This is a genomic window from Streptomyces sp. NBC_00726, assembly GCF_045161735.1.
Taxonomy (GTDB): domain Bacteria; phylum Actinomycetota; class Actinomycetes; order Streptomycetales; family Streptomycetaceae; genus Streptomyces.
In genome coordinates, this window is record NZ_CP108983.1 from 671866 (window position 1) to 691347 (window position 19482).

Below are 19482 nucleotides of genomic sequence, written 5' to 3' on the forward strand. Positions count from 1 at the left end.
GGGCCGCTCCCGGCGGACCGGTCAGGCCCCCGCGCGTTCCCCGTCCCGCTCCCCGTAACCCCCGCCCCCGGGGGTACGCAGCACCAGTACGTCGTCCGGGCCGGCGTCCGCGCTGTCGCAGGCGGCCAGCTCGGTGCGGCCGCCGTCGGCGCGTTCGATGTGCTGGCTGCCGAGGGCGCCGGGTCCGCCGCCCGCCATGCCGTACGGGGGCACCCGGCGGTGTCCGGTGAGCAGGGCGAGGGTGACCGGTTCGAGGAAGCGGATGCGGCGCTCGACGCCGCAGCCGCCCCGGTGGCGGCCCGCTCCCCCACTGCCCTCGCGCACCTGGAAGCTCTCCAGCAGGACCGGGTAGCGCCATTCCAGGATCTCGGGGTCGGTGAGCCGGGAGTTGGTCATATGGGTCTGGACGGCGTCGGTGCCGTCGAAGTCCTCGCCGGCGCCGGAGCCGCTGGCGACGGTCTCGTAGTACTGGACGCGGTCGTTGCCGAAGGTCAGGTTGTTCATGGTGCCGGAGCCCTCGGCCTGGACGCCGAGGGCCGCGTACAGCGCGCCGGTCACCGCCTGCGAGGTCTCGACGTTGCCGGCGACGGTGGCGGCGGGTGGGACGGGCGCCAGCATGGAGCCCTCCGGGACGCGGATCTCCAGCGGGTTCAGGCAGCCGCTGTTGAGCGGGATGTCGTCGGCGACCAGGGTGCGGAAGACGTACAGCACGGCGGCCGTGACCACGGATTTCGGGGCGTTGAGGTTGCCCGGCTGCTGCGGGGACGTACCAGTGAAGTCGATGACGGCGGCGCGGGCCTCGCGGTCGACGGTGACGGTCACCTCGATGACGGCGCCGTTGTCCGTCTCGTACCGGTAGTGGCCGTCGTCGAGCCCGGCGACGATGCGGCGCACCGACTCCTCGGCGTTGTCCTGCACATGGCCCATGTAGGCGTCCACCACCTCGGCGCCGAACTGGTCGGTCACGGCGCGCAGTTCGGCGATGCCCTTCTCGTTGGCGGCGATCTGGGCGCGCAGGTCGGCGAGGTTGGTGGCGGGATCGCGGGAGGGGTACGGGGCGGTGGTGAGGTGGTCGCGGGTGGCGTCCTCGCGGAAGGTGCCGTCGCGGACCAGGAGCCAGTTGTCGAAGAGGACGCCCTCCTCGTCCACGGTCCGGCTGAAGGCGGGCATGGAGCCGGGGGTGATGCCGCCGATCTCGGCGTGGTGGCCGCGCGAGGCCACCAGGAAGCGCAGCACGGGCCCGTCGCCGGTGGTGTCGAACACGGGCGTCACGACGGTGACGTCGGGGAGGTGGGTGCCGCCGTGGTACGGGTCGTTGATGGCGTAGACGTCGCCGGGGCGCAGGGTGTCCGCGTTGCGCCGGAGCACTTCCTTGATCGACTCGCCCATGGAGCCGAGGTGGACGGGGATGTGGGGCGCGTTGGCGATCAGGTTGCCTTCGGCGTCGAACAGGGCGCAGGAGAAGTCGAGGCGTTCCTTGATGTTGACGGAGCGGGCGGTGTTCTCCAGGGTCACGCCCATCTGCTCGGCGATGGACATGAAGAGGTTGTTGAAGACCTCCAGCATCACCGGGTCGACCTGGGTGCCGACGGCCTGCCGGGCGGGGCGCGGGCGGGCGCGGGTGAGGACGAGGTGGCCGGTGGCGGCGAGTTCGGCCTGCCAGCCGGGGTCCACGACGGTGGTGGCGTCGGCCTCCGCGATGACGGCGGGGCCGGTAACGACGTCGGTGGCCCTGAGGTCGTCCCGGCGGTGCAGCGGGGCCTCCCGCCAGTGGCCCTCCGCGAACATGCGGGCGGTGTCGTGGGGGCGGGGTGTGGTGGGGGCGCCCTCGTCGCGTGCGGCCGGCCGGAGCTCGGCGTGGCCGCCGGCGGTCCCGGTGGCCTCGACGGAGACCGTCTCCACGACGAGCCGCCGGTCGGCCGTGAAGCCGTAGCGGGCACGGTGCTCGCGGGTGAAGGCGTCGGTCATGGCGGCGGCCGTGTCCAGGGCGACGGGCAGGCTCGCGTCGGTGCCCTCGTAGCGCAGCAGGACCCGGGCGCGGGTGCTGATGGCGTCGGCGGGCACGCCGTCGGCGCGCAGGTCGGCGCTCGTACGGGCGGCGAGCTCGTCGCACAGCGCGCGCACCCGGCTCTCGGAGTCCGCGTCCAGGGCGGCCTCGAAGGACTGCTCGCGCATGGCGGTGGCGTCGGCGAGCCCGATGCCGTACGCGGACAGCACCCCGGCCAGCGGCGGGACGAGGACGGTGTCGATGCCGAGGGCGTCGGCGACGGCGCAGACGGCCTGGCCGCCGGCGCCGCCGAAGCCGGTGAGGGCGTAGCGGGTGATGTCGTGGCCGCGCTGTACGGAGATCTTCTTGACGGCGTTGGCCATGGCGAGGACCGCGATCTCCAGGAAGCCGGCCGCGGTCTCGGCCGCCGTCCGCTTGGTGCCGGTGGCCCGGGCGACCTCCTCGGCCAGCTCCTCGAAGCGTTCGCGCACGAGGTCCGCGTCCAGGGGCTGGTCGCCGTCCGGCCCGAAGACGGCGGGGAAGTGGGCGGGGCGGATGCGGCCCAGCATGACCTGGGCGTCGGTGACGGTCAGCGGCCCGCCCCGGCGGTAGCAGGCGGGGCCGGGGACCGCGCCTGCGGAGTCGGGGCCGACCCGGTAGCGCCGGCCGTCGAAGTGGAGGACGGAGCCGCCGCCGGCCGCGACGGTGTGGATGTTCATCATGGGGACGCGCATCCGGGCGCCGGCAACCTCCGTGCCCAGTTCGCGTTCGAACTCGCCCGCGTAGTGCGAGACGTCGGTGGAGGTGCCGCCCATGTCGAAGCCGATGACCCGGTCGTGGCCGGCCCGGGCGGAGGTGCGGACCATGCCGACGACGCCGCCGGCCGGTCCGGAGAGCACCGCGTCCTTGCCGCGGAAGTGGGCGGCCTCGCGCAGGCCGCCGTTGGACTGCATGAACATGAGCCGGATGCCGGGGAGTTCGGCGGCGACCGAGTCGACGTACCGGCGCAGGATCGGTGAGAGGTAGGCGTCCACGACGGTGGTGTCGCCGCGCGGGACGAGCTTGATCAGCGGGCTGACCTCGTGCGAGCAGCTGATCTGGGTGAAGCCGGCGGCCCTGGCCTCGGCGGCGACCGCCTGCTCGTGGGCGGGGTGCCGGTAGCCGTGCATCAGGACGACGGCCGCGCTGCTCAGCCCGTCGGCGCGGGCCTCGCGCAGCCGGGCGGCGACGGCCTCGCGGTCGAGCGGGGTGACGGTGCGGCCCTGGGCGTCGATGCGCTCGGGGACTTCGACGACCCGGTCGTACACGGCTTCCGGGAGCAGGATGCGGCGGTCGAAGAGGCGGGGGCGGTTCTGGTACGCGATGCGCAGGGCGTCCCGGAAGCCTTCGGTGATGACCAGGACGGTCGGTTCGCCGCGCCGTTCCAGCAGGGCGTTGGTGGCGACGGTGGTGCCCATCTTCACGGCGGCGACGCGGTCGGCGGGGACCGGCTCACCGGGTCCGAGGCCGAGCATCAGCCGGATGCCGGCGACGGCGGCGTCGCGGTAGCGGTCCGGGTCGTGGGAGAGGAGTTTGCGGGTGACGAGCTCTCCGTCGGGGCGCCTCCCCACCACGTCGGTGAAGGTGCCGCCACGGTCGATCCAGAACTCCCAGCGCCCGGTCATGCCCCCATACTGGCCCGCCGTCCGGTGATCGCGGAACAGGCAGGGAGCGGCGCGCCCCCGACGCGCTGCGCTCCTGGGGTGTTACGGGGTGTTTGCGCCGGTCAGACCGCCGGGGCGTCCGGGCCGATCCTGCTGCGTACCGCCGACTGGACCTCGGCCTCCTCAGCGGGGTCGGCGGCCAGGCGGCGCAGCCGCTCGGCGACGCGCAGGTCGCCGGTCTCGGCATGCCGGGCGGCGACCTCGCGGGTCGTCTCCTCGCAGTCCCACAGGCATTCGACGGCGAACCCGGTGGCGAAGGACGGGTCGGTGGCGGCGAGGGCCCGGGCGGTCCGGCCGCGCAGCTGCGAGGAGGACGTCTCCCGGTAGATGTGGCGCAGTACGGGTGCGGCGCAGGCGATGCCGAGGCGGCCGGCGCCGTCCACGAGCGCCCACAGCCGTGGTGCGTCGGGGCCGTCGCCGCGTACGGCGTCGCGCAGCGCGCCGAGCACCGCCGGGGCGTCCTGCGGGCCGCCGCGGCCGGCCAGCACGCCGGCGGCGGACGCTCCGAGCGCGTCGGGCCTGCGGGCCCAGCGGCGGGCGCGCTCCACGGCGTCCTCGCCGCACATGCGCTCGAAGGCGGCGACGGCGGCGTCGGCGACGGCGCCCCGGGGTTCGGCGGCGGCGGTCTCGATGAGGTCGAGCACGGCGGGGTCGCGGACCTCGGCGGCCAGGTAGTGGAGGGCGGCGCAGCGGGCGGCGTCGGGTCCACTGCGGGCGGCGGCGACGATGCCGGACCGGTCATCGGGGCCCGCGACGGCGGCGAGGCAGCGGGCGGCGGGCACGTGCAGCGGGCTGCCGCGGTCCAGACCCTGCTGGGCCCAGTCGAAGACCGCCTGGACGCTCCAGCCGGGCCGGGGGCCGCCGGGGCGCATCTGGCGCTGCCAGCGGTCGAAGGACCCCTGCTCGGACGCGGCCCGGACGCGGGCGCCGACGGCCTGGCGCGGGTCGTCGGCCCAGAGGCGCCAGGGGCGGGGCTCGTAGGCGTCCCGCACGGTCGCGGCCAGCTCGGCGCGGCCCTCGGGGTCGTCGGGGAAGCGGGCGAGCACGGGCTCGGCGAGGGAGCGGAGTCCGGCGTCGTCGTCGCGCAGGGCCAGTTCGTCCAGGGCCCAGGCCCAGTTGGAGCCGGTCGCGGCGTAGCGCCGCAGCAGGGCGAGGGCGTCGCCGCGCCCGTAGGAGGCGAGGTGGCCGAGGACGGACAGGGCGAGGCCGGTCCGCGCGTCGTCGGTGTCGAGGTGGTCCTCGGGGTCGGTCAGGTGCCGCTCGATCTCCTCGACACCGCCGTCGAGGTCGAGGTGGAGCCGCGCGTAGTACAGGGAGCGGTTCTCCACCTGCCAGTCGTGGCGCGGGTCGCTCAGGACGCAGTGGTGGAGAGCCGCCAGGGCCTCGGGGCGCGGTGCGGCGAGCGCGTGGAGCGTGCCGTCGCCGCGACCTCTCTGGAGCAGGCCGAGCAGGGTGCCGCTCGGCGCTATGAACGGATCGAACATGGGGAAAGCCTCACATCAAGCTGTCGACACAACCGGGACTGTGCAGATCCACGTGCTCCGGGACGAGCACTGGGGCAGGCTCTAGGCCCCGCAGCAACATGATTCGCCGACCGCCGTCTTCCGCCTGGTGTAGAGCATCTTCCTCTGCCTCTCGTCGGGTGGCCCGGACCGGGCCCGCGACGTCATGATGACCCATGCCATTTCGCCACCGCGACCACATTTACGGCGTACCCGGTCAGCGGGCGCCGAAGAGTTCCAGCAGGTCGTCCTTGCCGAACATGCGCGCGGTGTCGACCGCGGAGGGGGTTCCGGCGGCCGGATCGGCGCCCGCGTCGAGGAGGGCGCGGATCACCGCTTCCTCGCCCTTGAAGACGGCTCCGGCGAGGGGGGTCTGGCCCCGGTCGTTGGCCCGGCCCGGGTCGGCGCCGCGGGCGGCGAGGGCGGTGACCGCGGGGGCGTGCCCGTGGTAGGCGGCGAGCATCAGCAGCGAGTCGCCCCGGTCGTTGGTGAGGTTGGCGGGCACTCCGGCGTCCACGTAGGCGGCGAGGGCGTCGGCGTCGCCGGCGCGTGCCAGGTCGAACACCTTGGAGGCCAGCTCCACGACCTCGGGATCGGGGGCGTCGCTCATCGGGGTACCGCCTTCCTTGACCGTTCGGGCCGCCGTCGGCGGCCGGGACGTGCACGGCGGGGGCCGTGCGAGTGAACCGACAGGGTACTGCCCGGGCGGGTACATGATCAGGCCCGGGCTTCCCCTCCGCCGATCGAGTGGATAATCACCCTTTTCACCCGGTTGCGCCTTTTATCCTACTGATACTTGGGGTGAGCCTGGAAGGACTCATGGTGACCGTTCCCTCCAACCAGGAGAAACACTCATGATCCTTTCCATGTCCGGCGTCGTCATCCTCGGCATCATCGTCTTCCTGTTCTTCAGGAAGGACGGCCTCAAGGCTTCGCACGCCCTCGTCACCGCCCTGTTCGGCTTCTACCTGGCCGGGACCGCCATCGCACCGAGCATCACCGCGGGCGGAGCGAGCCTGGCCGGACTCCTGGGCGGGATCAACTTCTGACCCCCCGCTTCCGCACCGACCCCTTCAGGAGACAGACGTGGCCAGGCGACCACTCCCCCGCATTCTGAGCAGCGGCAGCGCTTCGATCACTCGCAGTCGAGAGTTCGCGCGCACGGCCGCCGACAGCGCCACCGATGTGCTCCATCCGCTGATCACGCTCACGCGCGGTCTGCGGCTGCTGGCCGGCGCAGGACGGCAGAAGTGGGCCGCGACGCCCAAGGACCGGCGTGGCCCCACGCTGTTCCTCGTCGCGGCCTGCGTACTCGTGGTCGCGCTCATCCCGTACGGGCCGGTACTGGCCCTCGTCACGGTGATGGGCGCAGCCGCATGGAAGGGGCGCGACCGCACCCCCGTCAGGACCGGCCCCGACGAGGCGGAGACCGCCCGGCTGCGCTCCCTGTACGAAGCCCTCGTGCCGTACTTCTCGACGGCCGACGACCCCGGCCCGCTGTTCAGCCACGGCGGCGACTGGGAGCAGGTCTTCAGCGGTTACGCGTTCGACGGCGACGGCCGCGTCTCGCGCCTCCAGGTCGCGTATCCCGCGTACTTCACCGACAGCGAGCCCGAGTCCCGGGCCCGGATCGAACAGCTGCTGCACGCCAAGTCGGGCCGCGGCCGGGAATACCGCTTCAGCTGGGACGAGGAGGGCAACCGGCTCGTGATGAGCGTCCTGGACGCCCTGCCGACCTCGCTCACCGCCCAGCGCTTCGTCACCGCCCCCGGCGAAACCGTCCTCGGCTTCACGGACGAGGACGCCGTGCAACGCACCCTCCCGGTGAGCGACGGCACCGGTACCCGGGACGCGCCCGGCGTCGTCTGGCGCACCGGCCCCCGCTCCACCGAACCGCACCTGCTCGTCGCCGGGCAGCCCGGCAGCGGCACCACCAGCCTGCTGCGGTCCATCGCCCTCCAGGCGCTCCAGCAGGGCGACATCCTCATCGTGGAGGGCAGCGGCACCGGCGAGTACGCCTGCTTCACCGGGCGCGAGGGCGTCCTGGCCGTCGAGTGCGGGCCCGCCGGCGCGCTCTCCACGCTGGAGTGGGCAGCCAACGAGACGGAACGCCGGCTGATCGAGGCGAACCGCGCCCGGCAGGCCGGGGACCCGGTCCCCGAGGACCTGACACGGCCGCTCTGGATTCTGCTGGACCGGCCGAGCACGCTCGCCCGGCCGGCCGGCGACGGGGCGCCCGACGTGCGGGAACTGCTCCAGATCCCGCTGCGGCACGGCCGGGCCGCCAACGTCGTCGTGGTCGTCGCCGAGGCGTTCGACCAGCTCGACGGCCTCGGCGAGACCGTCCGGACGCACACCAGGGCCCGGGTGGTGCTCGGCGAGTGCACCGCCGGACAGGTCACGTCGGTGCTCGGCACCGGACCGCACACCACCCCGCCGCCGGACGCCCCGGCCGGCCGCGGCTACGCCCGCTTCGGCACCGGTCCGGTGCTGCGCATCCAGGTCCCGGCCACGCCCGACCCGTACGACGACGCCACGAGCGAGGCGCAGCGCGCGGCGGTGCTCAGCCTGCTGCCGGAGCGGCGCACGGCGGTCGAGGCGGGGGCGCCGGAACCGGCGCCGGCCGAGGCCGTGGAGGCGCCGGCCGCGCTGGAGGCCGTCGCCGTCGGCGACTGAACGCATGACGACGACGGAGGAGGGCCCGGCGGCTTACCGGGCCCTCCTCCGTCGTTCACGCCACGAACGTACGCGGTGCCTCCACACCCGCCCCGCCGCCCGCGCCGACCAGCCGGGCCGCCTGGGCGAGGCGCTGGGCCGCCTCGTCCGCGACCGGGCCGCCGACCGTGAACGGCAGCCGTACGTAGCCCTCGAAGGCGCCGTCGACCCCGAACCGGGGCCCGGACGGCACCCGCACCCCGACCCCCTCGCCGGCCACCGCGAGCCGGGAGCCGGAGAGGCCGCCGGTGCGCACCCAGAGCGTGAGCCCGCCGTCGGGCACGGAGAACTCCCAGTCCGGCAGTTCCCGGCGCACGGCGGTGACGAGCGCGTCGCGGTTCTCCCGGGCCTGTTCCCGGCGCAGCCGCACGGCCTCCTGCCAGCCGCCGGTGCGCATCAGCCAGTTCAGCGCGAGCTGTTCGAGGACGGGGGTGCCCATGTCGGCGTAGGCGCGGGCGGCGACCAGGCTGCGGATCACATCGGGCGCGGCCCGTACCCAGCCGATCCGCATGCCCGCCCAGAACGCCTTGCTGGCCGAGCCCACGGTCAGGACCGTGCTGCCCGCCGGGTCGAACGCGCAGACCGGGCGCGGCATCTCCACGTCCTCGCCCAGACGCAGCTCCCGCATCGTCTCGTCCACGACGAGCACCGTGCCGGCCGAGCGGGCGGCGTCCACCAGCGCGCGGCGGCGCTCCTCGTCGGCCAGCGCCCCGGTCGGGTTGTGGAAGTCCGCGACGACGTAGCCGAGCCGGGGCGCGGCGTCCCGCAGGACCTGGCGCCACCGGTTCAGGTCCCAGCCGCCGAGCCCCTCCTCCATGGCCACCGGCACCAGCCGGGCGCCCGCCTCGCGCATCAGCTGGAGGATGTTGGCGTAGCTCGGGGACTCCACCGCGATGCGTTCGCCGCGGCCGGCGAAGAGGTGGCAGATGGCGTCGATGGCGCCCATCGCGCCGGTGGTGACCATGATCTGCTCGGGCATGGTCGGGATGCCGTCGGCGGTGTAGCGGTCGGCGATCATCTGACGCAGGGCGGGCAGCCCGGCGGGGTAGTCGCCGTGGGTGTGGGCGTACGGGGGCAGCTCCTCCAGGGCGCCCTGGACGGCCCGGGTCAGCCAGGGCTCGGGGGCCGGCAGCGAGGCGCAGCCCAGGTCGATCATGGCGCCCAGGGCCTCGGGCGGCAGGGGTTCCAGGCCGCGGGCGGGCAGCGGATTGCCCGCCGGGACCGCCGTCCAGCTGCCCGCGCCGCGCCGGGACTCCAGGAAGCCCTCGGCCCGCAGCGCCTCGTAGGCGGCGGCGACCGTGGTGCGGCTGACGGCGAGGGCGAGGGCGAGTTCGCGTTCGGCGGGGAGCCGGGCGGCGACCGCGACCCGGCCCTCCAGGACGAGCAGCCGGATGCCGTCGGCGAGGGCACGGTAGGTGGGCGGGCGGCGGCTGCCGGGTGCGGCCGGCCGCTGCTGCTGGGCCTGGAGCTGCCGGGCCAGCTGGGCCGCGCCGACCGCCGAAGTCCACTGAGCCATGAGAATCAGTCCACCTTCCTCGGATTGGCCATGGTTGGCGGCCAATCCCCTGCCACAGAGTGACACGGAGCGGTCCAACACCACCAACCAGGGGGCACCTCTTGTCCAACACCCTCGTCCCGCAGGGGGCGCACCTCACCCGTCGGCTGGTGCAGCTGTACGCGGGGCTCGCGCTGTACGGGGCGAGCTCGGCCCTTCTGGTCGTCGCCGGTCTCGGCCTGGAGCCGTGGGGCGTGCTGCACCAGGGCCTCGCCGAGCGCACCGGGATCAGCATCGGGGTGGTCTCGATCATCATCGGGGCGATCGTGCTGCTGCTGTGGATTCCGCTGCGGCAGCGGCCGGGCCTGGGCACGGTGTCCAATGTGTTCGCCGTGGGCCTCGCGATGGACGGCACGCTCGCCCTGGTCCCCGAGGTGCACGGCCCGGTGGCGCGGGCCGGGGTGATGGCGGCGGGGATCGTGCTGAACGGCGCGGCGACGGGGCTGTACATCAGCGCCCGCTTCGGCCCCGGCCCCCGGGACGGCCTGATGACCGGGCTGCATCAGCGGACCGGCCGGTCGATCCGGCTGGTGCGCACCGCGATCGAGATCGCCGTCGTGGTCACCGGATTCCTGCTCGGCGGCTCCCTCGGCGCCGGCACGGTGCTGTACGCCCTGGCCATCGGCCCGCTCGCCCAGCTCTTCCTGCGGGTCTTCGCGATCCCCGGGGGAAGCGCCCCCTCGGCCGGGACGCCCGCGGCCCGGCGGTCCATACTGCGGCGGTGACCTCCGAACGCCACCCCTATCTGGACCACCCCGCTCCGCTCGCCTTCGCCCACCGGGGCGGGGCGGCGGACGGTATCGAGAACACGGCCGCCGCCTTCCGCCGGGCCGCCGACGCCGGGTACCGCTACTTCGAGACCGATGTGCACGCGTCGGCGGACGGCCGGCTCGTCGCCTTCCACGACGCCACGCTGGACCGGGTGACGGACGCCCGGGGCCGCCTGGCGGAGCTGCCGTGGAGCGAGATAGGCCGGGCCCGGGTCGCCGGGCGCGAGCCGCTGCCGCTGTTCGAGGAGCTGCTGGAGACCTTCCCCGAGGCCCGGTGGAACGTGGACGTGAAGGCGGAGGCCGCCCTGCTGCCGCTCCTGGAGCTGATCCGGGCGGCGGACGCCTGGGACCGGGTGTGTGTCGGCTCGTTCTCCGAGGCCCGGGTGGCCAGGGCGCACCGGCTGGGCGGACCGCGCCTGGCCACCTCGTACGGCGTGCGCGGGGTGCTCGGCCTGCGGCTGCGCTCGTACGGCATCCCGGCCGCGCTGCGCGCCGGAGCGGTGTGCGCGCAGGTGCCGGAGCGCCAGAACGGCGTCCGGGTGGTCGACCGCCGCTTCGTGCGCGAGGCCCATGCGCGCGGGCTCCAGGTGCATGTGTGGACGGTGAACGAACCGGAGCGGATGGCCGCTCTCCTGGACCTGGGGGTGGATGGCATCATGACCGATCACATCGAGACGCTGCGCACGGTGCTGAGCGAGCGGGGGGCCTGGGCCTGACCCGCCGCCGCCCGGCCGGTGTCTTCACGGGGAGATTCCAGGGGGGCGCCATGACGGCCGAGACCGCAGACACCGCCGGGCCGGCCGACGGCGCGGCAGGCCCGGACGGCCCGGCCGCGCGGCGCAGGGAACAGCGCGGCTGGTACTTCTACGACTTCGCGTGCTCCGTCTACTCCACGAGCGTCGTCACGGTCTTCCTCGGCCCGTATCTGACCTCGGTCGCCAAGGCCGCCGCGGACCCGGACGGCTTCGTGCACCCGCTCGGCATCCCGGTGCGCGCCGGGTCGCTGTTCGCGTACGCGGTGTCGGCCTCGCTCGTCCTGGCGATCGTCCTGATGCCCGTGGTGGGCGCGGCCGCCGACCGTACGGGCCGCAAGAAGCCGCTGCTCGCGGCGACGGCGTACACCGGGGCCGCGGCGACGACCGCCATGTTCTTCCTGGCCGGGGACCGCTATCTGCTCGGCGCCTTCCTGCTCATCGTGGCGAACGCCGCGACGGCGGTGGCGATGATGGTCTACAACTCCTACCTGCCGCAGATCGCGGAGCCCGGGGAGCGCGACGACGTCTCCTCGCGGGGGTGGGCCTTCGGCTACACCTCCGGGGCGCTCGTCCTCGTACTGAATCTGATCCTGTATTCGGGTCACGACTCCTTCGGCCTCTCCGAGTCCGAGGCGGTGCGGATCTGCCTGGCGTCGGCGGGGCTCTGGTGGGGTGTCTTCACCGTCATCCCGCTGCGCCGGCTGCGCGACCGCCGGGTGGCGCCGGGCGGCCGGGGCGCGGCGGCGGGCTCGGGGTGGCGGCAGCTGAGGGCCACGCTGGCGGACATGCGGCGCCACCCGCTGACGCTGTCCTTCCTGCTCGCCTACCTGGTCTACAACGACGGCGTGCAGACCGTGATCTCGCAGGCTTCGGTGTACGGCTCCGAGGAGCTGGAGCTGGGCCAGTCGACGCTGATCACGGCGGTGCTGCTGGTGCAGGTGCTCGCGGTGGCGGGGGCGCTGGCGATGGGCCGGATGGCCCGGGTGTACGGCGCGAAGCGCACGATCCTGGGTTCGCTGGTGGTGTGGACGCTGATCCTGGTCGCCGGGTACTTCCTGCCGGCCGGGTCGCCCGTCTTCTTCTATGTGCTGGCGGCGGCGATCGGCCTGGTGCTGGGCGGCAGCCAGGCGCTGTCGCGCTCGCTGTTCTCGCATCTGGTGCCGCGCGGCAAGGAGGCCGAGTACTTCTCGGCGTACGAGATGAGCGACCGCGGTCTGAGCTGGCTGGGGCCCCTGGTCTTCGGTCTGGCCTACCAGCTGACCGGCAGCTACCGGGACGCGATCATCTCGCTGGTGGTCTTCTTCGTGGTGGGTTCGGTGCTGCTCGCGCGGGTCCCGCTGAGGGAGGCGGTGGCGGCGGCGGGAAACCCCGTACCGGAGCGGATTTAGACGTTGAAGTAAAAGGCCGGTAGTGTACGCCTTTGGCCTGCCCCGGGTGACCGTTACGGCGAGTGGAACTTCGCGAACCGTTGGGTGACAACTTCCGTCAAAGGTGACAAACCGGGTATGGGCGGGTACTTGAACCCTGGGAAACCTGAAAATCAGCGGTTCGACGGGCGACGCATGACCGGCAACGGGAATCTTTGCCACCGACCGGACGTTGACCGATTGACGACGACAGCGACACCTGTCCTGTGGGCGACCAGCCCGGGAGGCACGATTCATGAGTGAGCGAGCTCTCCGCGGCACGCGACTCGTGGTTACCAGCTACGAGACGGACCGCGGCATCGATCTGGCCCCGCGCCAGGCGGTGGAGTACGCATGCCAGAACGGACATCGATTCGAGATGCCGTTCTCGGTAGAGGCGGAAATTCCGCCGGAGTGGGAGTGCAAGGCGTGTGGCGCCCAGGCACTCCTGGTGGACGGGGATGGCCCCGAGGAGAAGAAGGGCAAGCCCGCGCGTACGCACTGGGACATGCTCATGGAGCGGCGCACGCGCGAGGAGCTGGAGGAGGTGCTGGCCGAGCGGCTGGCCGTCCTGCGCTCCGGGGCGATGAATATTGCTGTGCATCCTCGGGACAGCAGGAAGTCTGCTTGACCGAGCAAAACCGCGGGGCCCCGACACGTTCTGTGTCGGGGCCCCGCGGTTTTGTCACGGTGTGAGCGGCGGACGGGGCTCGTCGTCCGGGCCCGGGTGGTCGCGGGGCGGTTCGTCGCGGATGACCTCGCCCTGGACCACCTTGCCGTCCGGGCGGTGGATGCGGGCCTGCTGGAAGGCGTCCGAGAAGCCGCCGGGGGCGGCCGTCCGCATACGGCGGTCCAGCGAGCGCTCCGCGTAACGGCTGAGGGCCGTGCGCACCGGCGGGATCAGGAGCAGCAGCCCGGCCACGTCCGAGAGCGGGCCGGGGATCATGATCAGCAGCCCGCCGAGCATCAGGAAGCCGTTGCCCCGGCCGCTCTCGGGGTCGGCGGGCGAGGAGCCGTCCGCGCCCGGCTGCCCGGGCATCCGCTGAAGCGTCTCGGTGAGATTGCGGAAGGCCCGGCGGCCCGCGCCCTTGATCACCGCGGCGCCGAGCACGATCCCGGCGGCCAGCAGGATCACGACGGTCAGCCCGCCCGCGATGTCGGCCACCAGGATCAGCAGCCAGATCTCCAGCACCGCCCAGGCGGCGACGGCGAGAGGTACGAAGGTCCGGGCGCGCGAGCGCCTGCGGGCGGTCGGGGGCGGTGTGCCGGTCGTCATGCCCCCAGTGTGCCTGGCCACGCGTCCGTACGCCGTAAGGGGGTGACGGGCGGACTCAGGGGGTACGGCGGCCGAGGACCTTGTTCGTCCGGCTGGTGACGCCCCAGGCGGTCACCCGCCACAGCGCCTCGACCAGGATGTCCTTGCTCATCTTGGAGTCGCCGGCCTCGCGGTCCACGAAGGTGATCGGCACCTCCACCACATGGAAGCCGGCCTCGATCGCGCGGCGGGCCAGGTCGACCTGGAAGCAGTAGCCCTGCGAGGCGACCGCGTCCAGGCCGATGCCCTTCAGGGTCTCGGTGCGGAAGGCCCGGTAGCCGCCGGTGACGTCCCGGGTCCGCAGGCCCAGCATCAGCCGGGAGTACGTGCTGCCGCCGCGTGAGATGAACTCGCGGGACTTGGGCCAGTTCACCACCCGGCCGCCGGGCACCCAGCGGGAGCCGAGGACCAGGTCCGCGCCCTTGAGCGCGGTGAGCAGCCGGGGCAGCTCCTCGGGCTGGTGGGAGCCGTCGGCGTCCATCTCGACCAGGACGCCGTAGTCGTGGTCCATGCCCCAGCGGAAGCCGGCGAGGTAGGCCGCGCCGAGCCCCTCCTTGCCCTTGCGGTGCAGGACGTGGACGTGGTCGTCGTCCGCGGCCAGCTCGTCGGCCAGCTTGCCGGTCCCGTCGGGGCTGTTGTCGTCGGCGACGAGGATGTGGGCCTCCGGCACGGCGGCGCGCACCCGGCTCACGATCGGCTTGATGTTCTCGGCCTCGTTGTAGGTCGGGATGATCACCAAGACACTGCCGAGCGGGCCGAATTGCCGCTGACCGCCGTCGTTCACTTACTGCCCCTCACGTCCGTACACAGGTACACACCATATCGAGCGCGGCGGGGCCGGACGCCGACCCGGTCGGGGTGGCGCGGGAGCCGCGGCGGACAGAAGAGCGGAATCGGGGACAGAAGTGCGGATCGGGGCCCGGTGTCCTTCGGGCCGACCTGGGACCCGCTGGCTGCGGGTCGACCTAGAGCCGTTGTCTACTGAACGTCCGGGCCCCACCCGGGTCGCACCCTCCGTCCGGCTGAAACCTTCCCTCGCCCCCGAGGCGCGGGCGCTGAACCTGGCTGTCAGTGGCGGTGCGCCGGTGCGGCACACCACCCCGTGACCCAGCGGCGTTCGACGACTGCGTGGAGGTTTCACCGGTCGGACGTCCTGTGGTGGACTCGGCCGAACCTACCGGCCGATGGCCGCATTCTGTCAATACTTGCCTGACCTGCATCGATTACCGAAATTGCCTGGTCAGTCCCGAAGATCCCCAGGTCGCGGAAGAGCGAAGCCGCCTTCGATCGGCGGACCGGAATGTCCGCACGTCACTCGTTCGGCCTTACGTAGACAGTTTGTCCGAGGACCACGGTGCGCAGGCAGACCGGCAGGTCGGCGCCGGGGCCGAGGTCGGGCAGCCCCGGCGTCCCGGACCGGGGATCGGTCGACCAGCGCGCCACCCGGTCGTCCGGTGCCTGGACCACCAGCTCGTCGGTGCGCCAGACCGCGTAGTCGGCCGGGGCGCCGGGCACCAGGGTCCCCGCGTCGTCCCGCCCCAGGGCCCGCCAGCCGCCCCGGGTGTGCGCGGTGAAGGCGGCCCGGACCGAGACGCGGTGTTCCAGCGTCCGGTGGAAGGCGGCGGCCCGTACGGTCCCCCACGGGTCCAGCGGGGTCACCGGGCTGTCCGAGCCGAAGGCGAGCGGCACACCGGCCCGCAGCAGCGCCGCGTACGGGTTGAGGGCGGCGGCCCGTCCGGCGCCGAGGCGCTGGGCGTACATGCCCTCCTCGCCACCCCACGCGGCGTCGAAGGCGGGCTGGACGGAGGCGGTGAGGCCCAGCTCCGCGAAGGCGGCGACGGTCTCGGGGGTGAGCATCTCGGCGTGTTCGACGCGGTGCCGGGCGGCCCGCACCCGGGCGAGGCCGACCTTCTCGGCAGCGGCCCTGACGCCCTGGACGACCGACGAGAGCGCCGCGTCCCCGATGGCGTGGAAGCCGGCCTGGAGCCCGGCCTCGGTGCAGGCGGCGACATGGGCGGCGATCCGGCCGGCGTCCAGGTGGGCGGTGCCGGTGTGCGGGGCGTCGGCGTACGGCTCGTGCAGGCAGGCGGTGTGCGAGCCGAGGGAGCCGTCCACGAAGAGGTCGCCGGCCGCGCCGACGGCGCCGAGCTCGCGGATGCGCCGGGCGTCCTTCTCGTCGGCCACCTCCTGGGCCCAGTAGCCGAAGACCCGGGGGCCGGGCCGCTCGGCGGCCACCTTCAGCAGCCCGGTGAAGTCGTCCTCGTCGGAGATGCCGGGGCCGCCGCACTCGTGGAGCGAGCCGATGCCCAGGGAGGCGGCGTGGCGCAGTGCGGCGCGCTGGGCTTCGGCGCGCTGGGCGGGCGCGACGGCGTCGTGGGCGGCCGCGCGCACGGCATGGTGGGCGGCGGCGGTCAGCGGGCCCTCGGGGTGGTATCCGGGCATCGTGGTGACGCCGGGGACCAGGTCGAGCAGGGCGGTGCTGACGGCCGCGGAGTGCACGTCGACCCGGGGCAGGTAGACCGGCCGGCCGGCCGCCGCCTCGTCCAGCTCGGCGCGGGAGGGCGGGCGCCGCTCCGGCCAGCGGGTGGCGTCCCAGCCGTGGCCGAGGACGGCCCGGTCCGCGGGGTGGGCGGTGATGTGGGCGCGGACCCGGGCGAGGGCGTCGCCGAGGGTGCGGGTGCCGGAGAGGTCGAGTCCGGTGAGGGCCAGGCCGGTCGACGTGGTGTGGACGTGGGCGTCGGTGAACGCGGGGGTGACCAGGGCCCCGTCGAGGTCGATCACCTCGTCGACGCCGCTCGCGAAGGCGTCGGCGGCGCCTTCGGAGCCCACCCAGGCGACATGGCCCCGTTCGACCACCATGGCGGTGGCGAAGGGGTCGGCGGGGCTGTGGACGTCTCCACCGCGCAGCAGCACGGTGCGGTGGTCGCTCTGGGGGGCGGTGCTCTCGGTCATGAGCACCAGTCTCCCGCTTACCGGCACCGCACCCGTGCGCGACCCCCTCAGATCTGCGGCGGGCGCGCCTCGTACGGGGTGGACAGGACGACCGTGGTGCGGGTGGAGACGCCCGCCAGCGAGCGGATGCGGGTGAGCAGGTTCTCCAGCTCCAGCGGGGTCGCCACGCGGACCTTGAGGATGTAGTTCTCGTCGCCGGCGACGCTGTGGCACGCCTCCAGCTCCGGGATGCCGGCGAGCCGTTCGGCGATGTCGTCCGGGGCGCTCGGGTCGAAGGGCTTGACCGAGATGAACGCGGTCAGGGGCAGGCCGACCGCCTCGGGGTCGACGACCGCGGCGTAGCCCCGGATCACCCCGCGCTGCTCCAGCCTGCGGACGCGCTGATGAACCGCCGAGGTGGACAGGCCGGTGGCCTTGCCCAGGTCGGTGTAGCTCATCCGCCCGTCCTTGACGAGCAACTCCACGATGTGACGGTCCAGCTCCTCCATATGGATCAATCTATGGCCATGAGTCGTTCCCGGCACAGCTGCCCAGCCCTTGGGACGGCACCTGCGCCGGGCATGTGACCAACGCCACAGGTTTACGCGGCAGTAGTGGGACACGGAACGGTTACGGCCGATCGGTGGCGGGAAGTGCTTGCTGTGGCCGGGGCCACAGTGTCCTGCCGGCCCATCCGAGGGGGGATTTCCCATGGCACACCTGAAGCTCACCGGACGTACCGAACCGGAGCCCGTTGATCCGTTCGAGGACTCCGCTCCCGACGCGTACGACACCTTCGAGATGTACCGGGTCGTCTGCCCGGACTGCGCGCAGCCCATCGCGCTCCTGGCGGACGAGGACGTGCTGCCGGAGCACGCGCTGTGCCCGTCCCCGTGGAACCCGTTCGTGCTCACCGTGTGCCCCGGTACGGGGCGTGTAGCCGGTGACCGGCCCACCGAGGCGGACGGGGCGCAGGAGCAGGAGACGGCGCTGCTGCTGACGCTCCCGCAGGGGCTCGACTGGCGGACGCAGCCCTTCTCGCACGCCGGCGGTGCCGCTTCCCGTCCGATCCGGGTGGACCACCCGCTCCGGCGCGCGGCCGCCTGAGCCGCCCCTTCCGAACGCGCGGCCGGGGTGCGGGAGCAACCCGGCGGCCGGGGAGAACCGGGTGAACATTCGCCCGAATCGAACAGCCAGTGACCCCGCCGCGTCCCATGGCGTTGCCCCGGTATGACCCCGCTGCATTCCACGGCCGGCCCCGGGCGCCGCCGTCTCGCCGCTCCCCCTCCCGAAGAATCGGTTCCGCAGTCCGGTTCCGTACCGGCCTCCCGGTCCGAACCGCCCCGGTCGGCGCCGCGCGCGGTGCCCCAGTCGAGCGATCCGCCGATCTACCGGGCGCTGTTGCGGCACTGGGAGAGCACCGGCCGGACCCTGCCGGGCCGTCATGACCAGGACTGGAACCGGATCATGACGACGCCCGTGTGGTCCGAACGGCCGCTGCGGGTCAGCGGGACTCAGGGCCCGCGAGGTGGCGGGCGATGACCATCCGCTGAATCTGGTTGGTGCCCTCCACGATCTGGAGCACCTTGGCCTCGCGCATGAGGCGTTCGACGGGGAAGTCCTGCGTGTAGCCGTAGCCGCCGAGCACCTGGACGGCGTCGGTGGTCACCTGCATCGCGGCGTCCGTGCAGAAGAGCTTGGCCATGGCTGCCTGGCGCGAGAAGGGGCGGCCGGCGTCCCTCAGCCGGGCGGCCTCCAGATAGAGCGCGCGGCCGGCCTCGATGCGGGTCGCCATGTCGGCGAGCATGAAGCGCAGGCCCTGGAAGTCCGCGATGGGGCGGCCGAACTGCTTGCGGCCGGTGGCGTAGCCGAGGGCCTCGTTCAGTGCGGCCTGGGCGACGCCGATGGCGCAGGCGGCGATGCCGAGGCGGCCGGAGTCGAGGGCGGACAGGGCGATCGCGAAGCCCTGGCCCTCCTCGCCGATCCGGCGGGCGTCGGGGATGCGGACACCGTCGAAGTGGAGCTGAGCGGTGGGCGAGCCCTTCATGCCCATCTTCTTCTCGGGGACGGCCGCGCTCAGCCCGGCGGCGTCACCGGGGACGAGGAAGGCGGTGATGCCCCGGGCGCCCTCGGCGCCGGTGCGGGCCAGCACGGTGCAGAAGTCGGCGATGCCGCCGTGCGTGATCCATGCCTTGGTACCGGTGATCACCCAGTCGTCGCCGTCCCGCACGGCCTTGGTGCGCAGCGAGGCGGCGTCGGAGCCGGAGGCCGGTTCGGAGAGGCAGTAGGCGCCGAGCAGGCCGCCGGAGAGCATCGACGGAAGGTGTTCGGCGCGCTGCTCCTTGGTGCCGTAGCCGGCGAGTCCGTGGCAGGCGAGGGAGTGGACGCTGACGCCGAGGCCGACGGTGAGCCGGGCGGCGCTGAGCTCTTCGAGGACCTGGAGGTAGACCTCGTACGGCTGGTCGCCGCCGCCGTGTTCGGAGTCGTAGGGCAGGCCGAGCAGGCCGGACTCGGAGAGCAGGGTGAAGACCTCGCGGGGGAAGCGGCCCGCTTCCTCCTCCTCGGCCGCCCCCGGGACGATCTCCCGCTGGGCGATGTCCCGTACGAGGTCGATCAGCTGGCTGGCTTCCTCGGTGGGCAGACGGCGTTCGACCCACTGCGGGGCACGGTCGGACATGACGGCGCTCTCCTCCCTGTCGGGCGTTGCGGCGGTCGCGCGCGCGGGGTGTGTGCGGCGCCGCCGGGGGGATCTCCGGGCGATGCCCGAAATCACTGCTGCCCAGCCGATGTTGCCCTCCCGGATTACGAGAGGCGCAGGCAGGCGGCTGTGGCGGGTCGAGTAT

The 19482-nt window shown here is 73.5% G+C and carries 16 protein-coding genes; 7 read left to right on the forward strand and 9 right to left on the reverse strand.

Annotated features, from left to right (window positions below; genetic code table 11):
• Positions 1-21: 21 nt before the first annotated feature.
• The 3 genes from OG338_RS02840 to OG338_RS02850 form a co-directional block, all read right to left on the reverse strand.
• Positions 22-3651 carry a hydantoinase B/oxoprolinase family protein gene (locus OG338_RS02840; RefSeq protein ID WP_405935805.1) on the reverse strand — a complete coding sequence of 1210 codons (3630 nt, stop codon included), beginning with the start codon at positions 3649-3651 and terminating at the stop codon, positions 22-24.
• Positions 3652-3752: 101 nt separating this feature from the next.
• On the reverse strand, positions 3753-5174 hold the full coding sequence (locus tag OG338_RS02845) for a HEAT repeat domain-containing protein (RefSeq protein ID WP_405935806.1): 1422 nt from the start codon (positions 5172-5174) through the stop codon (positions 3753-3755).
• A gap of 235 nt (positions 5175-5409) precedes the next feature.
• On the reverse strand, positions 5410-5802 hold the full coding sequence (locus OG338_RS02850) for an ankyrin repeat domain-containing protein (RefSeq protein ID WP_405935807.1): 393 nt from the start codon (positions 5800-5802) through the stop codon (positions 5410-5412).
• A gap of 244 nt (positions 5803-6046) precedes the next feature.
• On the opposite strand from OG338_RS02850, the gene OG338_RS02855 reads away from it, so the two are divergent.
• Together OG338_RS02855 and OG338_RS02860 are read left to right on the forward strand one after the other, a co-directional pair.
• On the forward strand, positions 6047-6241 hold the full coding sequence (locus OG338_RS02855) for a hypothetical protein (protein ID WP_405935808.1): 195 nt from the start codon (positions 6047-6049) through the stop codon (positions 6239-6241).
• Positions 6242-6278: 37 nt separating this feature from the next.
• Complete coding sequence (locus OG338_RS02860; protein ID WP_405935809.1) at positions 6279-7868, forward strand: hypothetical protein; 1590 nt, start codon at positions 6279-6281, stop codon at positions 7866-7868.
• 55 nt (positions 7869-7923) lie between these two features.
• Here the strand turns inward: OG338_RS02860 and OG338_RS02865 are convergent, their stop codons facing one another.
• Positions 7924-9423: a PLP-dependent aminotransferase family protein gene (locus OG338_RS02865; RefSeq protein WP_405935810.1), complete on the reverse strand. Its 1500-nt coding sequence runs from the start codon at positions 9421-9423 to the stop codon at positions 7924-7926.
• Between the two features lie 101 nt (positions 9424-9524).
• On the opposite strand from OG338_RS02865, the gene OG338_RS02870 reads away from it, so the two are divergent.
• The 4 genes from OG338_RS02870 to OG338_RS02885 all read left to right on the forward strand — a co-directional run bounded on the left by OG338_RS02870 (position 9525) and on the right by OG338_RS02885 (position 13024).
• Positions 9525-10187 (forward strand): YitT family protein, encoded by a 663-nt coding sequence (locus tag OG338_RS02870; RefSeq protein ID WP_405935811.1) that lies wholly within the window; start codon positions 9525-9527, stop codon positions 10185-10187.
• Positions 10184-10948, forward strand: coding sequence for a glycerophosphodiester phosphodiesterase family protein (locus OG338_RS02875; protein ID WP_405935812.1), 765 nt, complete (start codon positions 10184-10186; stop codon positions 10946-10948). The genes OG338_RS02870 and OG338_RS02875 overlap by 4 nt, the downstream gene beginning before the upstream one ends.
• A gap of 50 nt (positions 10949-10998) precedes the next feature.
• Positions 10999-12375, forward strand: coding sequence for an MFS transporter (locus tag OG338_RS02880; RefSeq protein ID WP_405935813.1), 1377 nt, complete (start codon positions 10999-11001; stop codon positions 12373-12375).
• Positions 12376-12649: 274 nt separating this feature from the next.
• A complete protein-coding gene (locus OG338_RS02885) occupies positions 12650-13024 on the forward strand; it encodes an RNA polymerase-binding protein RbpA (protein ID WP_003959706.1) in 375 nt (124 codons plus the stop codon).
• Between the two features lie 54 nt (positions 13025-13078).
• On the opposite strand, the gene fxsA is transcribed toward OG338_RS02885, so the two are convergent.
• The 4 genes from fxsA to OG338_RS02905 form a co-directional block, all read right to left on the reverse strand.
• A complete protein-coding gene (fxsA, locus tag OG338_RS02890) occupies positions 13079-13669 on the reverse strand; it encodes an FxsA family membrane protein (protein ID WP_405935814.1) in 591 nt (196 codons plus the stop codon).
• 55 nt (positions 13670-13724) lie between these two features.
• A complete protein-coding gene (locus OG338_RS02895; protein WP_405935815.1) occupies positions 13725-14492 on the reverse strand; it encodes a polyprenol monophosphomannose synthase in 768 nt (255 codons plus the stop codon).
• 527 nt (positions 14493-15019) lie between these two features.
• Complete coding sequence (locus tag OG338_RS02900) at positions 15020-16660, reverse strand: amidohydrolase (RefSeq protein ID WP_405935816.1); 1641 nt, start codon at positions 16658-16660, stop codon at positions 15020-15022.
• Between the two features lie 47 nt (positions 16661-16707).
• Complete coding sequence (locus OG338_RS02905; protein WP_383297379.1) at positions 16708-17148, reverse strand: Lrp/AsnC family transcriptional regulator; 441 nt, start codon at positions 17146-17148, stop codon at positions 16708-16710.
• 202 nt (positions 17149-17350) lie between these two features.
• On the opposite strand from OG338_RS02905, the gene OG338_RS02910 reads away from it, so the two are divergent.
• Complete coding sequence (locus tag OG338_RS02910) at positions 17351-17746, forward strand: hypothetical protein (protein ID WP_405935817.1); 396 nt, start codon at positions 17351-17353, stop codon at positions 17744-17746.
• 397 nt (positions 17747-18143) lie between these two features.
• On the opposite strand, the gene OG338_RS02915 is transcribed toward OG338_RS02910, so the two are convergent.
• A complete protein-coding gene (locus OG338_RS02915; RefSeq protein ID WP_405935818.1) occupies positions 18144-19316 on the reverse strand; it encodes an acyl-CoA dehydrogenase family protein in 1173 nt (390 codons plus the stop codon).
• Between the last annotated feature and the right edge of the window lie 166 nt (positions 19317-19482).

What these genes read in the sequence shown, in the direction of transcription:
- OG338_RS02865 (WP_405935810.1), bottom strand. Translation starts at nt 9,423, where the DNA reads ATGGCTCAGTGGACTTCGGCGGTCGGCGCGGCCCAGCTGGCCCGGCAG.
- OG338_RS02850 (WP_405935807.1), bottom strand. Translation starts at nt 5,802, where the DNA reads ATGAGCGACGCCCCCGATCCCGAGGTCGTGGAGCTGGCCTCCAAGGTG.
- OG338_RS02910 (WP_405935817.1), top strand. Translation starts at nt 17,351, where the DNA reads ATGGCACACCTGAAGCTCACCGGACGTACCGAACCGGAGCCCGTTGAT.
- OG338_RS02905 (WP_383297379.1), bottom strand. Translation starts at nt 17,148, where the DNA reads ATGGAGGAGCTGGACCGTCACATCGTGGAGTTGCTCGTCAAGGACGGG.
- fxsA (WP_405935814.1), bottom strand. Translation starts at nt 13,669, where the DNA reads ATGACGACCGGCACACCGCCCCCGACCGCCCGCAGGCGCTCGCGCGCC.
- OG338_RS02900 (WP_405935816.1), bottom strand. Translation starts at nt 16,660, where the DNA reads ATGACCGAGAGCACCGCCCCCCAGAGCGACCACCGCACCGTGCTGCTG.
- OG338_RS02855 (WP_405935808.1), top strand. Translation starts at nt 6,047, where the DNA reads ATGATCCTTTCCATGTCCGGCGTCGTCATCCTCGGCATCATCGTCTTC.
- OG338_RS02915 (WP_405935818.1), bottom strand. Translation starts at nt 19,316, where the DNA reads ATGTCCGACCGTGCCCCGCAGTGGGTCGAACGCCGTCTGCCCACCGAG.
- OG338_RS02845 (WP_405935806.1), bottom strand. Translation starts at nt 5,174, where the DNA reads ATGTTCGATCCGTTCATAGCGCCGAGCGGCACCCTGCTCGGCCTGCTC.
- OG338_RS02885 (WP_003959706.1), top strand. Translation starts at nt 12,650, where the DNA reads ATGAGTGAGCGAGCTCTCCGCGGCACGCGACTCGTGGTTACCAGCTAC.
- OG338_RS02840 (WP_405935805.1), bottom strand. Translation starts at nt 3,651, where the DNA reads ATGACCGGGCGCTGGGAGTTCTGGATCGACCGTGGCGGCACCTTCACC.
- OG338_RS02880 (WP_405935813.1), top strand. Translation starts at nt 10,999, where the DNA reads ATGACGGCCGAGACCGCAGACACCGCCGGGCCGGCCGACGGCGCGGCA.